The sequence below is a fragment of the Ramlibacter sp. PS4R-6 genome, assembly GCF_037572775.1.
In the GTDB taxonomy this organism is placed as follows: Bacteria; Pseudomonadota; Gammaproteobacteria; order Burkholderiales; family Burkholderiaceae_C; genus Ramlibacter.
In genome coordinates this window covers 1,612,758-1,629,313 of record NZ_JBBHKA010000001.1, presented here as the reverse complement: position 1 = coordinate 1,629,313, position 16,556 = coordinate 1,612,758, and the positions used below count along the sequence as shown (strand labels likewise).

At 68.1% G+C, this 16,556-nt stretch carries 12 protein-coding genes; 10 read left to right on the top strand and 2 right to left on the bottom strand.

The features are described from left to right. Positions 1-3: 3 nt before the first annotated feature. A complete protein-coding gene (locus WG903_RS07900) occupies positions 4-1,098 on the bottom strand; it encodes an ABC transporter permease (protein WP_340074016.1) in 1,095 nt (364 codons plus the stop codon). Continuing rightward, on the bottom strand, positions 1,095-2,033 hold the full coding sequence (locus tag WG903_RS07895) for an ABC transporter permease (RefSeq protein ID WP_340074014.1): 939 nt from the start codon (positions 2,031-2,033) through the stop codon (positions 1,095-1,097). Before WG903_RS07895 ends, WG903_RS07900 begins: the two co-directional genes overlap by 4 nt. Positions 2,034-2,152: 119 nt before the next feature. Between WG903_RS07895 and WG903_RS07890 the strand changes: the two genes are divergently transcribed. The 10 genes from WG903_RS07890 (at position 2,153) to WG903_RS07845 (ending at position 16,513) form a co-directional block, all read left to right on the top strand. Continuing rightward, a complete protein-coding gene (locus WG903_RS07890; protein WP_340074011.1) occupies positions 2,153-3,961 on the top strand; it encodes an ABC transporter substrate-binding protein in 1,809 nt (602 codons plus the stop codon). Positions 3,962-3,971: 10 nt separating this feature from the next. Continuing rightward, positions 3,972-5,768, top strand: coding sequence for an ABC transporter substrate-binding protein (locus WG903_RS07885; protein WP_340074009.1), 1,797 nt, complete (start codon positions 3,972-3,974; stop codon positions 5,766-5,768). A 22-nt stretch (positions 5,769-5,790) separates the two neighbouring features. After that, on the top strand, positions 5,791-7,392 hold the full coding sequence (locus tag WG903_RS07880; protein WP_340074007.1) for a peptide ABC transporter substrate-binding protein: 1,602 nt from the start codon (positions 5,791-5,793) through the stop codon (positions 7,390-7,392). Between the two features lie 76 nt (positions 7,393-7,468). Next, positions 7,469-8,389, top strand: a complete 921-nt coding sequence (gene oppB, locus WG903_RS07875; protein ID WP_340074005.1) for an oligopeptide ABC transporter permease OppB — start codon at positions 7,469-7,471, stop codon at positions 8,387-8,389. 7 nt (positions 8,390-8,396) lie between these two features. Further along, complete coding sequence (locus WG903_RS07870) at positions 8,397-9,311, top strand: ABC transporter permease subunit (RefSeq protein WP_340074003.1); 915 nt, start codon at positions 8,397-8,399, stop codon at positions 9,309-9,311. Continuing rightward, positions 9,308-10,309, top strand: coding sequence for an oligopeptide/dipeptide ABC transporter ATP-binding protein (locus WG903_RS07865; RefSeq protein WP_340074001.1), 1,002 nt, complete (start codon positions 9,308-9,310; stop codon positions 10,307-10,309). The genes WG903_RS07870 and WG903_RS07865 overlap by 4 nt, the downstream gene beginning before the upstream one ends. Next, a complete protein-coding gene (locus WG903_RS07860) occupies positions 10,306-11,283 on the top strand; it encodes an oligopeptide/dipeptide ABC transporter ATP-binding protein (RefSeq protein WP_340073999.1) in 978 nt (325 codons plus the stop codon). The genes WG903_RS07865 and WG903_RS07860 overlap by 4 nt, the downstream gene beginning before the upstream one ends. After that, positions 11,283-12,602 carry an MFS transporter gene (locus WG903_RS07855; RefSeq protein WP_340073997.1) on the top strand — a complete coding sequence of 440 codons (1,320 nt, stop codon included), beginning with the start codon at positions 11,283-11,285 and terminating at the stop codon, positions 12,600-12,602. Before WG903_RS07860 ends, WG903_RS07855 begins: the two co-directional genes overlap by 1 nt. A 127-nt stretch (positions 12,603-12,729) precedes the next feature. Continuing rightward, complete coding sequence (locus WG903_RS07850) at positions 12,730-15,276, top strand: DUF6600 domain-containing protein (protein ID WP_340073995.1); 2,547 nt, start codon at positions 12,730-12,732, stop codon at positions 15,274-15,276. 115 nt (positions 15,277-15,391) lie between these two features. After that, positions 15,392-16,513, top strand: a complete 1,122-nt coding sequence (locus WG903_RS07845; RefSeq protein ID WP_340073993.1) for an aspartyl/asparaginyl beta-hydroxylase domain-containing protein — start codon at positions 15,392-15,394, stop codon at positions 16,511-16,513. The last annotated feature ends 43 nt before the right edge of the window (positions 16,514-16,556 follow it).

The window sequence follows — 16,556 nt, the reverse complement described above, 5'->3', positions numbered from 1 at the left end:
TCCTCAGCGCAGTTTCGGGTCCATCGCGTCGCGCAGCGCATCGGTGAGCAGCGCGAAAGCGGTGACGAAGGTGGCCATGAAGAACGTGGCGGCGACGAGCTGCCACCACTTGCCCAGCACCAGCTCGGTCTGCGCTTCGGCCAGCATCGTGCCCCAGCTGACCATGTCGATCGGCACGCCCAGGCCCAGGAAGGACAGGATCACTTCGGCCTTGATGAAGGCGACGACGTACAGGCTCAGGTTCACCAGCACCACGTGGCTGATGTTGGGCAGGATGTGCCCGAACATGCGCGCCATGTGGCCCGCGCCGATGGCCTCGGCCGCCTTCACGTACTCGCGGTTGCTGTGCTTGATGTACTCGGCGCGCACCAGGCGGTAGATGCCCGTCCAGCCCACGGCGCCGAGGATGATCACCACCGGCAGGATGCTGTGCGCGAACACCTTGCCCAGCGGCCCCGACTTGAACACCGCGGCCAGCGCGAAGATCAGCAGGATGTACGGCACCGACGTGAACACGTTGTAGACCCACTCGAGGAAGTCGCCGAAGCGCCCGCCGAAGTAGCCGGCGATGGCGCCGAGCAGCGTGCCGACGAAGGTGGCCACCAGCGCCGCCGCGATGCCCACCAGGATGGACACCTGCGCGCCCTTGACGGCCTTGGCCAGCACGTCGCGGCCGATGCGGTCGGCGCCGAAGGGCAGCGTGGGCGCCAGTTGCGTCGTCACCGTCTTGATCTCGCTGGCGCGCTTGGCCCACTCGGCGTACTTGGGCGCGAGCGGGTCGATGTCGGTCAGGTCGACCAGCGGCAGGTCGTCCTTCTTCACGAGTTCCTGCACCGCTGCGTCCGGGCCCATGAAGGTCGGCGGCGCGAAAGGCAGGCCCGACTCCACGCTCCAGTTCGACGCGATGGCGCCGACCTGTGCCAGCACCACCATCACCATGAAAACGGCGACGACGTAGAGCGAGACCATGCCGACGCGGTCGCGCTTCAGGCGCGTCCACGCCTCGGCCCACACGCTGGGCGACTTGGGGATGTCGGTGACCGGGGGCGCGGCCACGACGGGCGGCGCCACCACCGCGGTTTCGACGGCGGCGCTCATTTGAGGACCACCCGCGGGTCGACGAACTTGTACAGCATGTCGGTGATGAGGTTGATGACCATCGTGAGCACGGCCAGGTAGATGGTCACGGCCTGGATCACGGGGTAGTCGCTGCGGCCCACGGCCTGGTAGACCTCGCGGCCCAGGCCGGGGATCGAGAAGAACACCTCGATCAGGAAGGAGCCGATGAAGATCGACGGCAACGCGGTCGCGACGTTGGTGAGGATGGGGATCATCGCGTTGCGCAGCACGTGCTTGAACAGGATGCTCTTTTCCGGCACGCCCTTGGCGCGCGCGGTGCGCACGTAGTCCTGGCCGATCTCGTCGAGGAAGAAGCTGCGGTACAGGCGCGTGTTGGGCGCCAGGCTCACGAGCACCGCGAGCATCACGGGCAGCGGTGCGTAGACGGCCAGGTTGGTGAGCGTGCTGTTGGTCCAGCCCTGCACCGGGAACCAGCCGAGCCGGAAGGCGAAGAGGTACTGGCCGACGATCACGTAGACCAGGAAGCTGATCGACAGCGCGACCGTGGAGATGATCATCACGGCGCGGTCGGTCAGGCTGCCGCGCACGTAGGCGACGGCCATGCCGGCGATGATGGCCAGCACCACGTCGAGGACCAGGATGGGGATCATGATCGTCAGCGTGGCCGGCAGGCGGGTGATGAAGATGTTGCTCACCGCCTCGTTCGTGGCCCAGCTGCGGCCCCAGTCGAAGGCCAGCACCTGCTTGACGAAGATCCACAGCTGCTCGGCCACCGGCGCATTCAGGCCGAGCTGGTTGCGGATGGATTCGATCTGCTTCGGGCTGGCCTGCAGGCCGCCGAGGATTTCGGCGGGGTCGCCGCCGAAGTACTTGAAGAGGAAGAAGACCAGCAGGATGACCCCTGCCAGGGTGGGGATCATTTGAAGGATCCGCCGGAAAAGATAGGAAAGCATTCCAGATACCTCGTGCCGCGGGGTGGCCGGCACGCTACTTTAGGGGAAGCCGCTAGTGGCAGCCGTCTGGGCGGGCATTATGCTTGCAGGTTCGCGATCCCTTATAGGTGTTTCCAGCCATGAAGACGAGCCTCTGGGCGGCGGCCACCAGCCTCTGCCTGGCAATGGGTGCCACCAGCCCCAGCGTCGCACAGACTGCAGCGCCTGCGGAAAAGGTGTTCAAGTACGCCTTCAACGCAGCCGAGACGGGCTTCGACCCGCCGCAGTTGTCCGACCTCTATTCCCGCATCGTGACGGGGAATATTTTCGAAGGCCTGTATGGCTACGAATACCTCACGCGCCCCGTCAAGGTCAAGCCGGTGCTGGCCGACGGCATGCCGCAGGTCTCCGCCGACTACAAGACGTACACGATCAAGCTCAAGCGCGGCGTCTACTTCGCGGACGACCCGGCCTTCGGCGGCAAGAAGCGCGAGGTCACGGCGCAGGACGTCGTGTTCACGTACAAGCGCGTCTTCGACCCCAAGCTCAAGAGCCCCATCCTGTCGGCGCTCGAGGAAGAAAAGATCATCGGCCTGGCCGACCTGAACAAGCGCGCCGAAGGCGGCAAGTTCGAATACGACACCGACGTCGAAGGCCTGAAGGCGCTGGACCGCTACACGGTGCAGATCAAGCTGGCCGAACCGCGCCCGCGCTTCATCCACACGATCGCCGACCCCGGCATCCTCGGCATCGTGGCGCGCGACGTCGTCGAAAAGTACGGCGACACGATCATGGAACACCCGGTGGGCACCGGGCCCTTCAAGCTGTCCGAGTGGCGCCGCGCCTCCAAGATCACGCTGGTGCGCAACCCCAACTACCGCGAGGTGATCTTCGACGAGACCGCGCCCGCCGGCGACAAGGTGGCCGAGGAGATCGCGAAGCACCTCAAGGGCAAGCGCCTGCCGCTGGTGGACAAGGTGGTCGTCTCGATCATCGACGAGCCGCAGCCGCGCTGGCTCGCTTTCCTCAATGGCGAACACGACCTGATGTGGACGCTGCCCAACAACTTCTCGCCGGTGGCCATCCCCAACGGGAAGATCGCCCCCAACCTGCAGAAGAAGGGCATCCGCGCCGAACGCGTCGCGCTGTCGGACACGACGATGGCCTACTTCAACATCAACGACCCGGTGGTCGGCGGCTACGCACCCGAGAAGGTGGCGCTGCGCAGGGCGATCGGCCTGGGCATCAACACCGACGAAGAGATCCGCCTGCAGCGCCGGGGCCAGGCCATCCGCGCGCAGGGCTTCATGATGCCGGGCACGGCCAGCTTCGACGGCGACTTCCGCTCCGAGATGGGCACGTTCGACCGCGCCCGCGCCGTCGCGCTGCTCGACATGTTCGGCTACACCGACAAGAACGGCGACGGCTACCGCGACATGCCTGACGGCTCGCCGCTCGTGATCACGCTGGACACGCTCGGCCAGGCCGACTACCGCGAGCGCGACGAGCTGTGGAAGAAGTACATGGATGCGATCGGCATCAAGATGAACTTCCGCATCGGCCAGTGGCCCGAACAGCTCAAGGCGGCGCGCTCGGGCAAGCTGCAGATGTGGAGCTACGGCCTGTCGGCCACGTCGCCCGACAGCGGCGTGGTGCTGCAGCAGGCCTATGGCAAGTCGCTGGGCGAGCAGAACCTGTCGCGCTTCAAGAACGACCGCTTCGACGAGCTCTATCGCAAGCAGCTGCTCATGCCCGACGGGCCGGAGCGCGACGCGGTGTTGCGCGAATGCGTGCGCATCCTCGTGGCCTACATGCCGATCAAGACGAGCGTCCACCGCCTGGGCACGGACCTGTGGCAGCCGTGGATGATCGGCTGGAAGCGTCACCCGTTCTCGCGCAGCTTCTGGCAGTACATCGACATCGACCCGGCGAAGCAGCCGAAGAAGTAAGGTGCCGGCGATGAAAGCAATCCATTGGGTGTGGGCCGCGGTCCTCGCGGCCGGCGTGTCGCTGCCGGCGGCGGCACAAGGCCCCGAAAAGGTCCTGCGCTACGCGTTCCCCATCGCGGAGACGGGCTTCGACCCGGCACAGGTGCACGACCTGTATTCGCGCGTCATCACGGCCAACATCTTCGAGACGCTCTACGACTACGACTACCTCGCGCGCCCCGCGAAAGTCAAGCCGGTGCTCGCCGAAGCGCTGCCGCAGGTGTCGGCCGATTTCAGGACCTGGACGATCCGGCTCAAGCGCGGCGTGTACTTCGCGGACGACCCGGCCTTCGGCGGCAAGAAGCGGGAAGTGACGGCGCAGGACGTGGTGTACAGCTTCAAGCGCATCTACGACCCGAAGACGCGCAGCCCGCACATCAGCGCGCTGGAGGAAGAGAAGATCATCGGCCTGGACGAGCTGCGCGAGAAGGCCGAGAAGACCGGCAAGTTCGACTACGTGAACGACATCGAGGGCATGAAGGCGCTGGACCGCTACACGGTCCAGTTCAAGCTGGCCGTCACGCGCCCGCGCTTCGTGCAGACCATCGCCGACCCCGGCATCCTCGGCGTCGTCGCGCGCGAGGTGATCGACAAGTACGGCGACGAGATCATGGCCCACCCCGTGGGCACGGGGCCCTTCAAGCTGGCCGAGTGGAAGCGCTCGTCGCGCATCACGCTCGTGAAGAACCCGAATTTCCGCGACGAATTCTTCGACGACCAGCCGCGCGCCGGCGACAAGTCGGCCGAAGCCGTGGCCGCCAGGCTCAAGGGCAAGAAGCTCCCGATGCTCGACAAGGTGGTGGTCTCGATCATCAACGAACCGCAGCCGCGGTGGCTGTCGTTCCTCAACGCCGAACAGGACTTCATGGAGCGCCTGCCCGCCACCTTCGTGAACCAGGCCATCCCCAACAACAAGCTGGCGCCCAACCTGCAGAAGAAGGGCATCCAGATGGAGCGGGTGCAGCTGTCGGACATCACCATGTGGTACTTCAACATGGAAGACCCCGTGGTCGGTGGCTACACCCCCGAGAAGGTGGCGCTGCGCCGCGCGCTGGGCCTGGCCTACAACACCGAGATGGAAGTGCGCCTGCCGCGGCGGGGCCAGGCCATCATCGCGCAGGACATCCTCGGCCCCAACACGACGAGCTGGGACCCGAACTTCCGCTCGGAAATGGGCAAGTACGACCGCGCGCGGGCGATCGCCCTGCTCGACATGTTCGGCTACACCGACAAGAACGGCGACGGCTGGCGGGACATGCCCGACGGCAAGCCGCTGGTGCTGGAGATGAACACGCAGGGCACCGCCGACCAGCGCGAGCTGGACGAGATCCTCAAGAAGCACATGGACGCCGTCGGCGTGAAGATGGAGTTCAAGATCGGCATCTGGCCCGAGCAGCTGAAGGCCGCGCGCGCCGGCAAGCTGCAGATGTGGCAGCTGGGCTTCTCCGCCGCCGAGCCCGACAGCGGCGTCGGCCTGCAGATCGGCGCATCGGCGCAGGCGGGCCAGCAGAACCTGGCACGCTTTTCGAACAAGCAGTACGACGAGATCTTCGCGAAGCAGGGCGTGATGCCCGACGGCCCCGAGCGCGACGCGCAGATCCGCGATGCCGTGCGGATCATCGTCGCCTACATGCCGTACAAGATCCGCGTCTCGCGCATCGGCACCGACCTTTGGCAGCCCTGGGTGATGGGCTACAAGCGCCACCCGTTCTCCAATTCCTTCTGGCGCTACATCGACATCGACACCACCAAGCTGCCGGCCCACTGATCGCCTCCCGAAAGAAGACCCGATGAACAAGAAGATCCCCCTCCTCGCCGCCGCGCTGCTGCTGGCGCTCGGCGCCTCCGCCGCCGTGATCCCCCCCGGCGTGCAGCTGCATGCGTCGCAGACGCTGATCCGCAACAACGGCTCCGAGCCCGAGACGCTCGACCCGGCCAATGCGGAATCCGTCGGCGCCAACAACATCACCCGCGACCTGTTCGAGGGCCTCACGGCCAACGACTCGGCCGGCAACATCGTCCCGGGCGTGGCCGAGAGCTGGAAGCAGATGAACCCCACCACCTGGGTGTTCAAGCTGCGCCAGAACGCCAAGTGGTCCAACGGCGACCCCGTGACCGCCAACGATTTCGTCTTCGGCATCCGCCGCTTCCTCGACCCGAAGACGGCGTCCACCTATGCGACGACCTTCGGCGTGTTCCTGCAGAACGGCCTGCTGGTCGCGCAGGGCAAGAAGCCCACCACCGAGCTGGGCGTGAAGGCCATCGACAAGTTCACGCTGGAATTGAAGACCGCCGGCCCGGTGCCCTTCCTGCCGGCGCTGATGTCCAACAACAACCTGGGCGCGGTGCACGAGCCCTCGGTGAAGAAGTTCGGCAAGGACTGGGTCAAGCCCGGCAACATGGTCAGCAACGGCGCCTACATGCTCAAGGAGTGGAGCGTCAACAGCAAGGTGATCATCGAGAAGAACCCGCAGTACTGGGACGCGAAGAACGTGACGCTCGAGCGCGTGACCTACCTGCCCATCGAGGACGAGAACGCCGAGACCAAGCTGTTCGAGACCGGCCAGATCGAGTGGACCAACCAGCTGCCGCCGGGCACCTTCGAAAAGTTCAAGGCGCAGTACCCCAAGGACATCAAGAACCAGCCGATCATCGGCCTGCGCTACTACTCCTACCAGACGCAGAGCCCGCAATTCAAGGACGTGCGCATCCGCAAGGCGATGTCGATGGTGATCGACCGCGACATCCTGGCGCAGAAGGTGACGGCCGACGGCCAGAGCCCGGCCTACGACGTGGTCGTCAAGGGCACGATCGGCGAGGACGTGGGCCAGTACGACTGGGCCGCCTGGCCGATGGCCAAGCGCGTCGAGGAGGCCAAGAAGCTGCTGGCCGAAGCGGGCGTGAAGCCGGGTACCAAGTACACGCTGTCGTACAACACCAGCGAATACCACAAGAAGATGGCGATCTTCGCGCAGTCGGAGTGGAAGACGAAGCTGGGCCTGAACGTGGAAATGGAAGCGATGGAGTTCAAGGTGCTGCTGAAGAAGCGCCACGACGGCACCTTCCAGATCGCGCGCAACGGCTGGCTGGCCGACTACAACGACGCCACGACCTTCCTGGCGCTCGTGCGCTGCGACTCGGACCAGAACAACAACTTCAACTGCAACCGCGAGGCGGAGAAGCTGATCACCGAGGGCTCCAACACCACCGACCTGGCCAAGCGCAAGGACCTTTTCAACAAGGCGGCGAAGATGATCATGGACGAATACCCCATCATCCCGCTGCTCCAGTACTCCCTGCCGCGGCTGGTAAAATCGTACGTGGGCGGTTACTCGCAGGATAACGTGCAAGACCGTTATCGCAGCAAGGACCTGTACATCATCAAGCACTGAGCACGCGACCAGCGTGCTCCTGGCGCGACGCGCAGCACCCCGCGCGCCGCGCCTTCGCGAGGGGTCTTAAGCCTTTATGTGGTCCTACACATTGCGTCGCCTGCTGGCGACGCTGCCGACTTTGCTGGCCGTCATCACGGCCTGCTACCTGCTCGTGCATGCCGCACCGGGCGGCCCCTTCGACTCGGAACGCAAGGTCTCCGAGGCGGTGCTCGCCAACCTGCAGGCCAAGTACCACCTGGACAAGCCGCCGGTGGAGCAATATTTCTACTACCTGGGCAACCTGCTGCACGGCGACCTGGGCGCCTCGTTCCGCTACGCCGACTGGTCCGTCAACGACCTCGTCGCGGCGGCGCTGCCGGTGTCGCTGTCGATCGGCGGCACCGCCATCGTGCTGTCGTTCGTGATCGGCGTGGTGCTGGGCATCGCCGCGGCGCTGCGCCAGAACAGCGCGGCCGACTACACGGTCATGTTCTGCAGCAACAGCGGCAGCGTGCTGCCCTCGTTCGTGCTGGGCCCGCTGCTGGTGCTGGTGTTCGCGATCCTGCTCAAGTGGCTGCCCGCCGGCGGCTGGGACGGCTTCAACTGGAAGTTCATGATCCTGCCGATTGCGCTGCTCACGTTCATCAACGTCGCGACCATCGCACGCGTGATGCGCGGCAGCCTCATCGAAGTGCTGCACAGCAACTTCATCCGCACGGCCAAGGCCAAGGGCCTGCCCACCCGCGTCGTGGTGTTCCGCCACGCGCTCAAGCCCGCGCTGCTGCCGGTCGTGTCGGTGATGGGCCCGCTCACCATTTCGTCGATCACGTCGGCGCTGGTGACTGAGACCATCTTCTCGCTGCCCGGCATCGGCAAGCTGATCGTCAACGGCGCCGGCAACCGCGACTACACGCTGGTGCTGGGCCTGGTGGTGCTGATCACCGTGCTGGCCGTGCTCCTCAACCTGCTGGTCGACCTGGCGTACGCCGCGCTCGACCCGAAGATCCGCTACTAGGCCCGCGATGCTGCTCTACACGAAGAAAAGCGACGCGCTCGTCGACTCGCTGGTGGAAGCCACCAAGGCCCCGCCGGGCCGCAGCCCATGGGCGGATGCGCGCGGGCGCTTCCTGCGCAACAAGGCCGCCGTGTTCGCGCTGGTGGTCCTGGCGATCATCACGCTGCTGTGCGTGTTCGGCCCGATGGTGCTGCCCTACGAGTTCGACACCGCCGACTGGGACGCGATGAAGCTGCCGCCCTCGCTGAAGGGCCACCACTACTGGGGCACCGACGAATCGGGCCGCGACCTGCTGGTGCGCGCGCTGATCGGCGGGCGCATCTCGCTCATGGTCGGCATCATGGCCACCATCTGCTCGGTGATCGTCGGCATCGCCTGGGGCGCCACCGCCGGCTTCATCGGCGGCAAGGTCGACGGCCTGATGATGCGCTTCGTCGACATGATGTACGCGATCCCCTACCTGCTGATCGCGATCCTGCTGGTCACCATCCTCGGCCGCGAGTTCTACCTGGTGGTGCTGACCATCACCGCCTTCTCGTGGATGGACATGGCGCGCGTGGTGCGCGGCCAGACGCTGTCGCTGCGCTCGATGGAGTTCGTGGAAGCGGCCCGCGCCATCGGCGTGCCGACGCACCGCATCATCTTCTCGCACATCGTGCCCAACCTGCTGGGCGTGGTGGTGATCTACACCACCGTCACCGTGCCGGGCGTGATCCTCACGGAATCGGTGCTGTCCTTCCTGGGCCTGGGCATCCAGGAGCCCATGACCAGCTGGGGCGTGCTGATCCACGACGGCGCCGGCGTGATGGAAGTGGCGCCGTGGCTCCTGCTCTTCCCGTGCGCCATGCTGTCGCTCACCTTGTACTGCTTCAACTTCATCGGCGACGGCCTGCGCGACGCGCTCGACCCCAAACAGCGATGACGAAACTGATCGATGTCCAGGACCTCAACGTGAGGTTCGACACGCCCGAGGGCGTGGTCACTGCCGTCAACGGCCTGTCGTTCTCGCTCGAGCGGGGGCAGACCTTCGGCATCGTCGGCGAATCCGGCTCGGGCAAGAGCCAGAGCATGATGGCCATGATGGGGCTGCTCGCGGCCAACGGCCGCGCGTCGGGCAAGGCCCTCTTCAACGGCGAAGACCTGCTCACGATGCCGGCCGCCAAGTTGAACAAGATCCGCGGCAACCGCGTCGCGATGATCTTCCAGGACCCGATGACGTCGCTCAACCCGTACCTCACGGTCGAGCGGCAGATGACCGAGGTGCTGGAGCTGCACAAGGGCCTGACGCGCAAGAGCGCGTTGACGCTGGCGATCCAGACGCTGGAGCAGGTGCGCATCCCCGACGCCGCGCGCCGCATCCGCATGTACCCGCACGAGTTCTCCGGCGGCATGCGCCAGCGGATCATGATCGCGATGGCGCTGCTGTGCCAGCCGGACCTGCTGATCGCCGACGAGCCGACCACGGCGCTGGACGTGACGGTGCAGGCGCAGACCATGTCGCTGCTGCGCGACCTGCAGCGCGACTTCGGCACCGCCATCATCCTGATCACGCACGACCTCGGCGTGGTCGCGGGCCTGTGCGACCAGGTGATGGTGCTCTACGGCGGCCGCATCATGGAGCAGGGCAACGCCGAAGCCATCTTCTACCGCCCCACGCACCCGTACACGCTGGGCCTGCTCGGCGCGGTTCCCAAGCTCGATCACGAAGGCGAGAAGCTGGTGGCGATCCCCGGCGTGCCGCCCAACATGGCGCGACTGCCCCCGGGTTGCCCGTTCAGCGAGCGCTGCACCTACGTGATGGACGTGTGCGTGAACCAGCGCCCGCCGCTCGTTCCCGCCGTGAACGACCCGATGGTGCTGCGGGCCTGCCATCGCCCGGTTGCCGACATCGCGCGTGATGCCGAGGTGGTGCTGTCATGAACCAGGAACCCCTCCTCTCCGTCCGCGACCTGCACGTGCACTTCCCGGTGCGCGGCGAAGGCCTGTTCCCGAAGAAGCGCACGCTCAAGGCCGTCAACGGCGTGAACCTCGAGCTGTACCCCGGCGAAACGCTGGGCATCGTCGGCGAATCCGGCTGCGGCAAGTCGACGCTGGCCCGCGCCATCCTCAACCTGATCCCCGCGACGTCGGGCCAGGTGGTGTGGCTGGGCAAGGACATGGCGGGCGCCGATGCATCCGAGTGGCAGGCCGTGCGCAAGAACGCGCAGATGGTGTTCCAGGACCCGCTGGCGTCGCTGAACCCGCGCATGAACGTCGCGCAGATCATCGGCGAGCCGCTGCGCACCCACAAGCCCGAGCTGTCCAAGGACGAGGTGCTGGCGCGCGTGAAGCAGGTGATGGCGCGCGTGGGCCTGATGGAGAACCAGCTCTATCGCTACCCGCACGAGTTTTCGGGCGGCCAGTGCCAGCGCATCGGCATCGCCCGCGCGCTGATCCTCGAGCCCAAATTGATCGTGTGCGACGAGCCCGTGTCGGCGCTGGACGTCTCGATCCAGGCGCAGATCATCAACCTGCTGAAGGACCTGCAGCAGCAGATGCAGCTGGCGCTGATCTTCATCGCCCACGACCTGGCGGTGGTCAAGCACGTGAGCCAGCGCATCCTGGTGATGTACCTGGGGCGCGTGATGGAGCTGGCCGACAAGCACGAGCTCTATGCCGCGCCCAAGCACCCCTACACGCGCGCGCTGCTCTCGGCCGTGCCGCTGGCCGACCCGCGCCTGGAGCGCGGCAAGGTGATCCAGCTGCTGCAGGGCGACCTGCCCTCGCCCATGTCGCCGCCTTCGGGCTGCGTGTTCCGCACGCGCTGCCCGCACGCCTTCGACAAGTGCGCGGTGGACGTGCCGCCGCTGATCCCGGTCAACGACAAGTCGCAGGCGGCCTGCTGGCTGTACTGATGACCGCGGAGAACGAAGCTCTCGAGAAAGAAGCCCCCGCGCGGGATGCGACGCTGCGCAAGCACCGCCTGCCCTGGCGCCTCGCGCCCGGCGACCTGTTGCACGACAAGCTGTACCGGCGCCTGTGGCTGTCCATCCTGACCAGCGGCTTCGGCGCGCAGATCACGATGCTGGCCATCCCGCTGACGGCGGCGGTGCTGCTGCACGCAACGCCCACGCAGATGGGCCTGCTCACGTCGATGGAGCTCGCGCCCTTCATCCTGTTCTCGCTGCCCTCGGGCGTGTGGCTCGACCGCGTGCGCAAGCTGCCGGTGTACGTGGCCGGCGAGCTCACCGTCGGTGTCGTGCTGGCCACGGTGCCGCTGGTGTGGGCGATGGGCTGGCTGACGATCGCGTACCTCTACTTCGTCTCCTTCATCATCGGCTGCGTGTTCACCACCGCGGGCTCGGCGTCGCAGATCGTGCTGACGCAAATCGTGCCGCGCGAGCGCCTGGTGGAAGCGCATGCCAAGAACGCGTTCGCCAACTCGCTGGCCGAAGTGACGGGACCGGGCATCGCCGGCGCGCTGATCCGCCTGGTGGGCGCGCCGTTCGCGTTGCTGGTCGACGCGCTGCTGCTCCTGGGCAGCGTGATGATCCTGCGCGGCCTGAAGATCGAGGAAAAGCCCGGCCAGGACATGCCGGAAGGCTTCTGGCACGCGCTGAAGGAAGGCGTGCAGTTCGTGCGCAGCGTGCGCCTGCTGGTCGTGATGGCCGCGATGGTGGGCCTGTGGCAGCTGTGCCACCACTCGGCGATGGTGGTGCAGATCCTCTTCGCCACGCGCGAGCTGCACCTGGACGAGAAGCAGGTGGGCCTGAGCTACGTCGGCCTGGGCATGGGCACGATCGCGGCGGGCATCTACGGGCCGCGCATCGCCAACCGCATCGGCGTGGGCGCGAGCCTGTTGTGGGGCTTCGGCGTGTGCGGCATCGGGTGGATCCAGCTGGCGCTGGCGCCGGCCAACACCTGGGGCGTCGCATCCTTCGTGCTGATGCTGGTGTGCTTCGGCTTCGGCGCGGTGCTCATCTTCATCAACTTCCTGTCGCTGCGGCAGGCCGTCACGCCCGAGCCCCTGCTCGGCCGCATGACCAGCACCATGCGCTGGCTCATCCTCTTGCCCTCGATCCCGGGCGCGCTGCTCGGCGGCTGGCTCGGCGAGCACATCGGCCTGCGCACCGCCCTGGCCACGGGCGGGGTGGGCGCCCTTGCGCTCGCATTGATCGGCTGGCGCTTGACCCACCTGCCCGGCCAGGTGCGCCTGCCGAAAGCCGCCGCCTGACAGCGGCACAAGCAGCGCGCCTACAGCACCGCTGAGCTTGCGGTTCGAACAATCCGTTTCACGGCCTGACCGTAGGCCGACTCGCGTCCCCAACCGTTGAATGCGGGTGTCCCCACAAGGAAACGACATGATCCGAAACCTCCGCAAGGCCGCCTTGCTGCTGCTCGCGACGCTGGGCTTCCTGCTCGCCAGCACCGCAGCCCAGGCCGATCCTCCCTACCGCGTCGCGCGCCTGTCCTATGTGGCCGGCGGCGTAAGCCTCTCGCCGGCCGGCGAGGCCGACTGGTCGCGCGCCGTCGTCAACCGCCCGCTCATCGGCGGCGACCGCCTGTGGGTGGCCGAGCGCTCGCGCGCCGAGCTGCAGCTGGGCGGCACCGCCCTGCGCATCGGCGACGAGAGCAGCGTCGCCGTGCTGAACATCGACGACCGCATGGCGCAGCTGCAGCTGACGCAAGGCGACCTCGAAGTGCGCGTGCGCAGCATCGACGCCAACCAGGTCGTCGAAGTCGACACGCCCAACCTCGCCGTGGTGATCCGCCAGCCCGGCACCTACCGCATCGAGGTCGATCCGCAGGACGGCTCCACGGCGGTGACGGTGCGCCTTGGCGCCGCGCTGCTCTACGGCGAAGGCCGCGGCTTCCGCATCGGCCCGGCCGACACCTGGCGCTTCTACGACACGCGCCTGGCCGATTACGACACGTACCGCTCCGACCGCGTGGATGAGCTCGCGCGCTGGTCCGCGCAGCGCGACCGCCGCTGGGAGCGTTCGGTCAGCGCACGCTACGTGTCGCGCGACATGATCGGCTTCGCCGACCTCGACGAATACGGTTCGTGGCGCCAGGTGCCCGAGTACGGCTGGGTGTGGACGCCCACGCGCGTCTCGGCCGAATGGGCGCCTTACCGCGACGGCCACTGGTCCTGGGTCGAACCCTGGGGCTGGACCTGGGTCGATGAGCAGCCGTGGGGCTTCGCGCCCTCGCACTACGGCCGCTGGGCGCACGTGCAGGACCGCTGGTCCTGGGTGCCCGGCCCCGCCAACGTGCGCCCGGTGTATGCACCCGCGCTCGTCGCCTTCATCGGCGCCGCGGCCATCGCGTCGTCCGGCGGCGGCAACAACGTCGTCGGCTGGTTCCCGCTGGCGCCGCGCGAGGTGTACCGGCCGTCCTACCAGGTGAGCCGCGAGTACTTCACGCGGGTGAACGTCTCGAACACCAAGGTCAACGTGACGCAGGTGACGAACATTTACCAGACCAACACCGTGACCAACGTGTACGTCAACCAGCGCGTGCCCAACGCGGTGGTCGCCGTGCCGACGCAGGCCTTCGTGCAGGCACGCCCCGTCGCGCGCGAGGTCGTGCGCGTGCAGGTGCAGAACGTGCAGCCGCAGGCCATCGTGCGGGCGGCGCCCGTCGCACCCGCGAAGACCAGCGTGATGGGTGCGCAGCCGGCGCAGCAAAGGCCGCCGGAGCAAGCCTTCCGCAAGCAGGTGGTCGCGCAGACCGCGCCGCCGCCGCCGCCGCAGTCGGTGGAGACGCGGCGCACGCAGTTGCAGGCCAACCCCGGCCAACCGGTGGCCCCCGCCTCCGCTCCCGCACGCGGCCAGCAGCCGCCCGCGGGTGGCGCGCCTGCGCCCTCCGTGAAGGTCGTGCAGCCGACGCAAGCCGCTTCCGCGCCGCCCGCCCCGGCCGCCGCGCCCGCCAGCCGCGCCGAACGCGAGCAGCGCCGCGGGCAACGCGAGCAACGCCGCGAGGAACGTGACCGCAATGCGCCGCGCACGGAAGCGCCCGCTTCCGCACCGGCACCCGCACCGGCTGCGCCTGCATCGCCGGCCGCACGTCCGGGCGCGCAAGCCCCGGCTGCTTCGGCGCCCGCACCTGCGCCCGCTGCTCCGGCGTCGCCTGCCGCGCGTCCGAGCGCGCCGCCCGCGGCCGCATCCGCGCCGGCACCGGCCACCCCGCCCGCCGCTTCCGCGCCGGAGCGCGGCCGCGGCGAAGGCCGTGGCGAAGAGCGCCAGCGTGGTGGCCGTCCGGAACTCGGCCGCCCCGGCGCCGCCGGCACGGCGCCGAACGCACCGGCCAGCGCACCTGCACCGGCCACGGCACCGCCGGCTGCAACGCCGCCCACGCCGCCGTCGCGCGCCCAGGAAGCCGCATCGGCCCGCGAGCAGCGGCGCGACCAGCGCGAAGAGCGCCAGCAGCCGCAACCGCAGCAACAGCAACAGCGCGGCCCGCAACGCGAGCCCGCCGCGTCCGCGCCGCCGCCTGCGCCTGCGGCACCCGCCGCCCCCGCCGCACGCCCTGCGCCGGCACCCGCACCGCAGGCCGCGCCTGCACCGGCACCGGCACCTGCACCCGCACCGGCCGCGCGCCCGCCCGAGGCCGCACCGTCGGCGCCCCGCGATCAGCGCCAGCAGCAGCGTGAGGAACGCCAACAGCAACGCGAAGAGCGGCAGCAGCCGCGCGGCGAGGCACCGGCTGCGCAGCGCCCCGCGCCCGCGCAACCGGCCCCGCAGGCCGCCCCGGCGCCGACGCCCCCGGCACCGCCCGCAGCGACCGGCCGCCCATCGGCGCCGCCCGCGACGCCGGCGTCCGCCGCGGAGCAGCGCCGCGAGCGCGCCAGCGAACGCCGTGAGGCCGCGAGCGAGCGCGAGCGCGAGCGGGGCCGCAGGCCGTAAAGCGCACCGCGCGTAACAGCGAAAAGGCCGGCCGCAAAGCCGGCTTTTTTGCTCGGGGAGCCCTCTGCGAGGCAGGCGATACTACGGTCCAGCAGCACTGCAGGACCCCTTTCGCATGAGCACCGCCGTCACGAACGACCACGAAATCGCCGCCGCGCTCGAGGCCGCCACCGCCTTGATGACGGCGGGCGCACCCGAACTGGCCGCACAGGGCCTCGAATCGCTGGTCGCGCGCCAGCGCGATGCGTTCGTCGCCTGGCTCGTGCTCGGCCGCGCACGCGAATTGAACGGGCAGGCGCAGGCCTCGCTCGCCGCGTATTTCCAGGCGATCACGCGCGCGCAGCAGATGGGCGTCTGGCTGAACCAGGAGTCCACGCCGCCTGCCTTGCTCGGCACCGTCGTGCACGCGATCGAGCGCGTGCGCACCGGCCGCAAGGAACTGCTGCGCGGCTCGTACGACAGCGTGCGCCAGGCGTACGGCGCGCAGGAGCTCAAGCGCGTGGACCGCGCGGTGTCGGTGTACCTGAAGGAAACCGAGGCCGTGCCGCCCAGCGAGCACCAGAAGCCGCGCCTGTTCTTCTTCCCCGACCTGCCGCCCGGCCCGTACCACGACCCGAAGCTGCAGCCGTGGCTCAAGACGCTCACCGACGGCTTCGAGGCCATCCGCGAGGACGCCGTGCGCGTGCTGGCCGAGGACGGCCACTTCGAGAACTTCATCCGCTTCCGCGAGAACGTGCCCATCGAGAACTACCTGGCCGGCAACAAGCCCGCGTGGGAGGCGTTCTTCTTCTGGCGCCACGGCCGCCGCTTCGACGACCACCACGCGCGCTGCCCCGACACCAGCCGCATCCTCGAATCCATCGAGCTGTGCCGCATCGACAACGAGTCGCCCGAGATCCTCTTCTCGGTGATGACGCCCGGCACCGAGATCCTCGCGCACCACGGCGTGACCAACGTGCGTTCGGTGATGCACCTGCCGCTGGTCATCCCCGAAGGCGCCTTCCTGATGGTGCACGGCGGCGGCGAGCACCACTGGAAGGCCGGCGAACCCGTGCTGTTCGACGACACCTACCTGCACAGCGCCAAGAACCCGTCGCCGAACACGCGCGTGGTGCTGCTGATGGACTGCTGGAACCCGCACCTCACCGCGCCCGAGAAGCAGGCGCTCAAGCTGGTGCTGGAGACGATCAGCGGCTTCCGCCGCGCGGCGGAGCAGTACGACGACGACGACCGCTGATCGCGGCGCGAGGGAATGAAAAAGGCCCGCCGAAGCGGGCCTT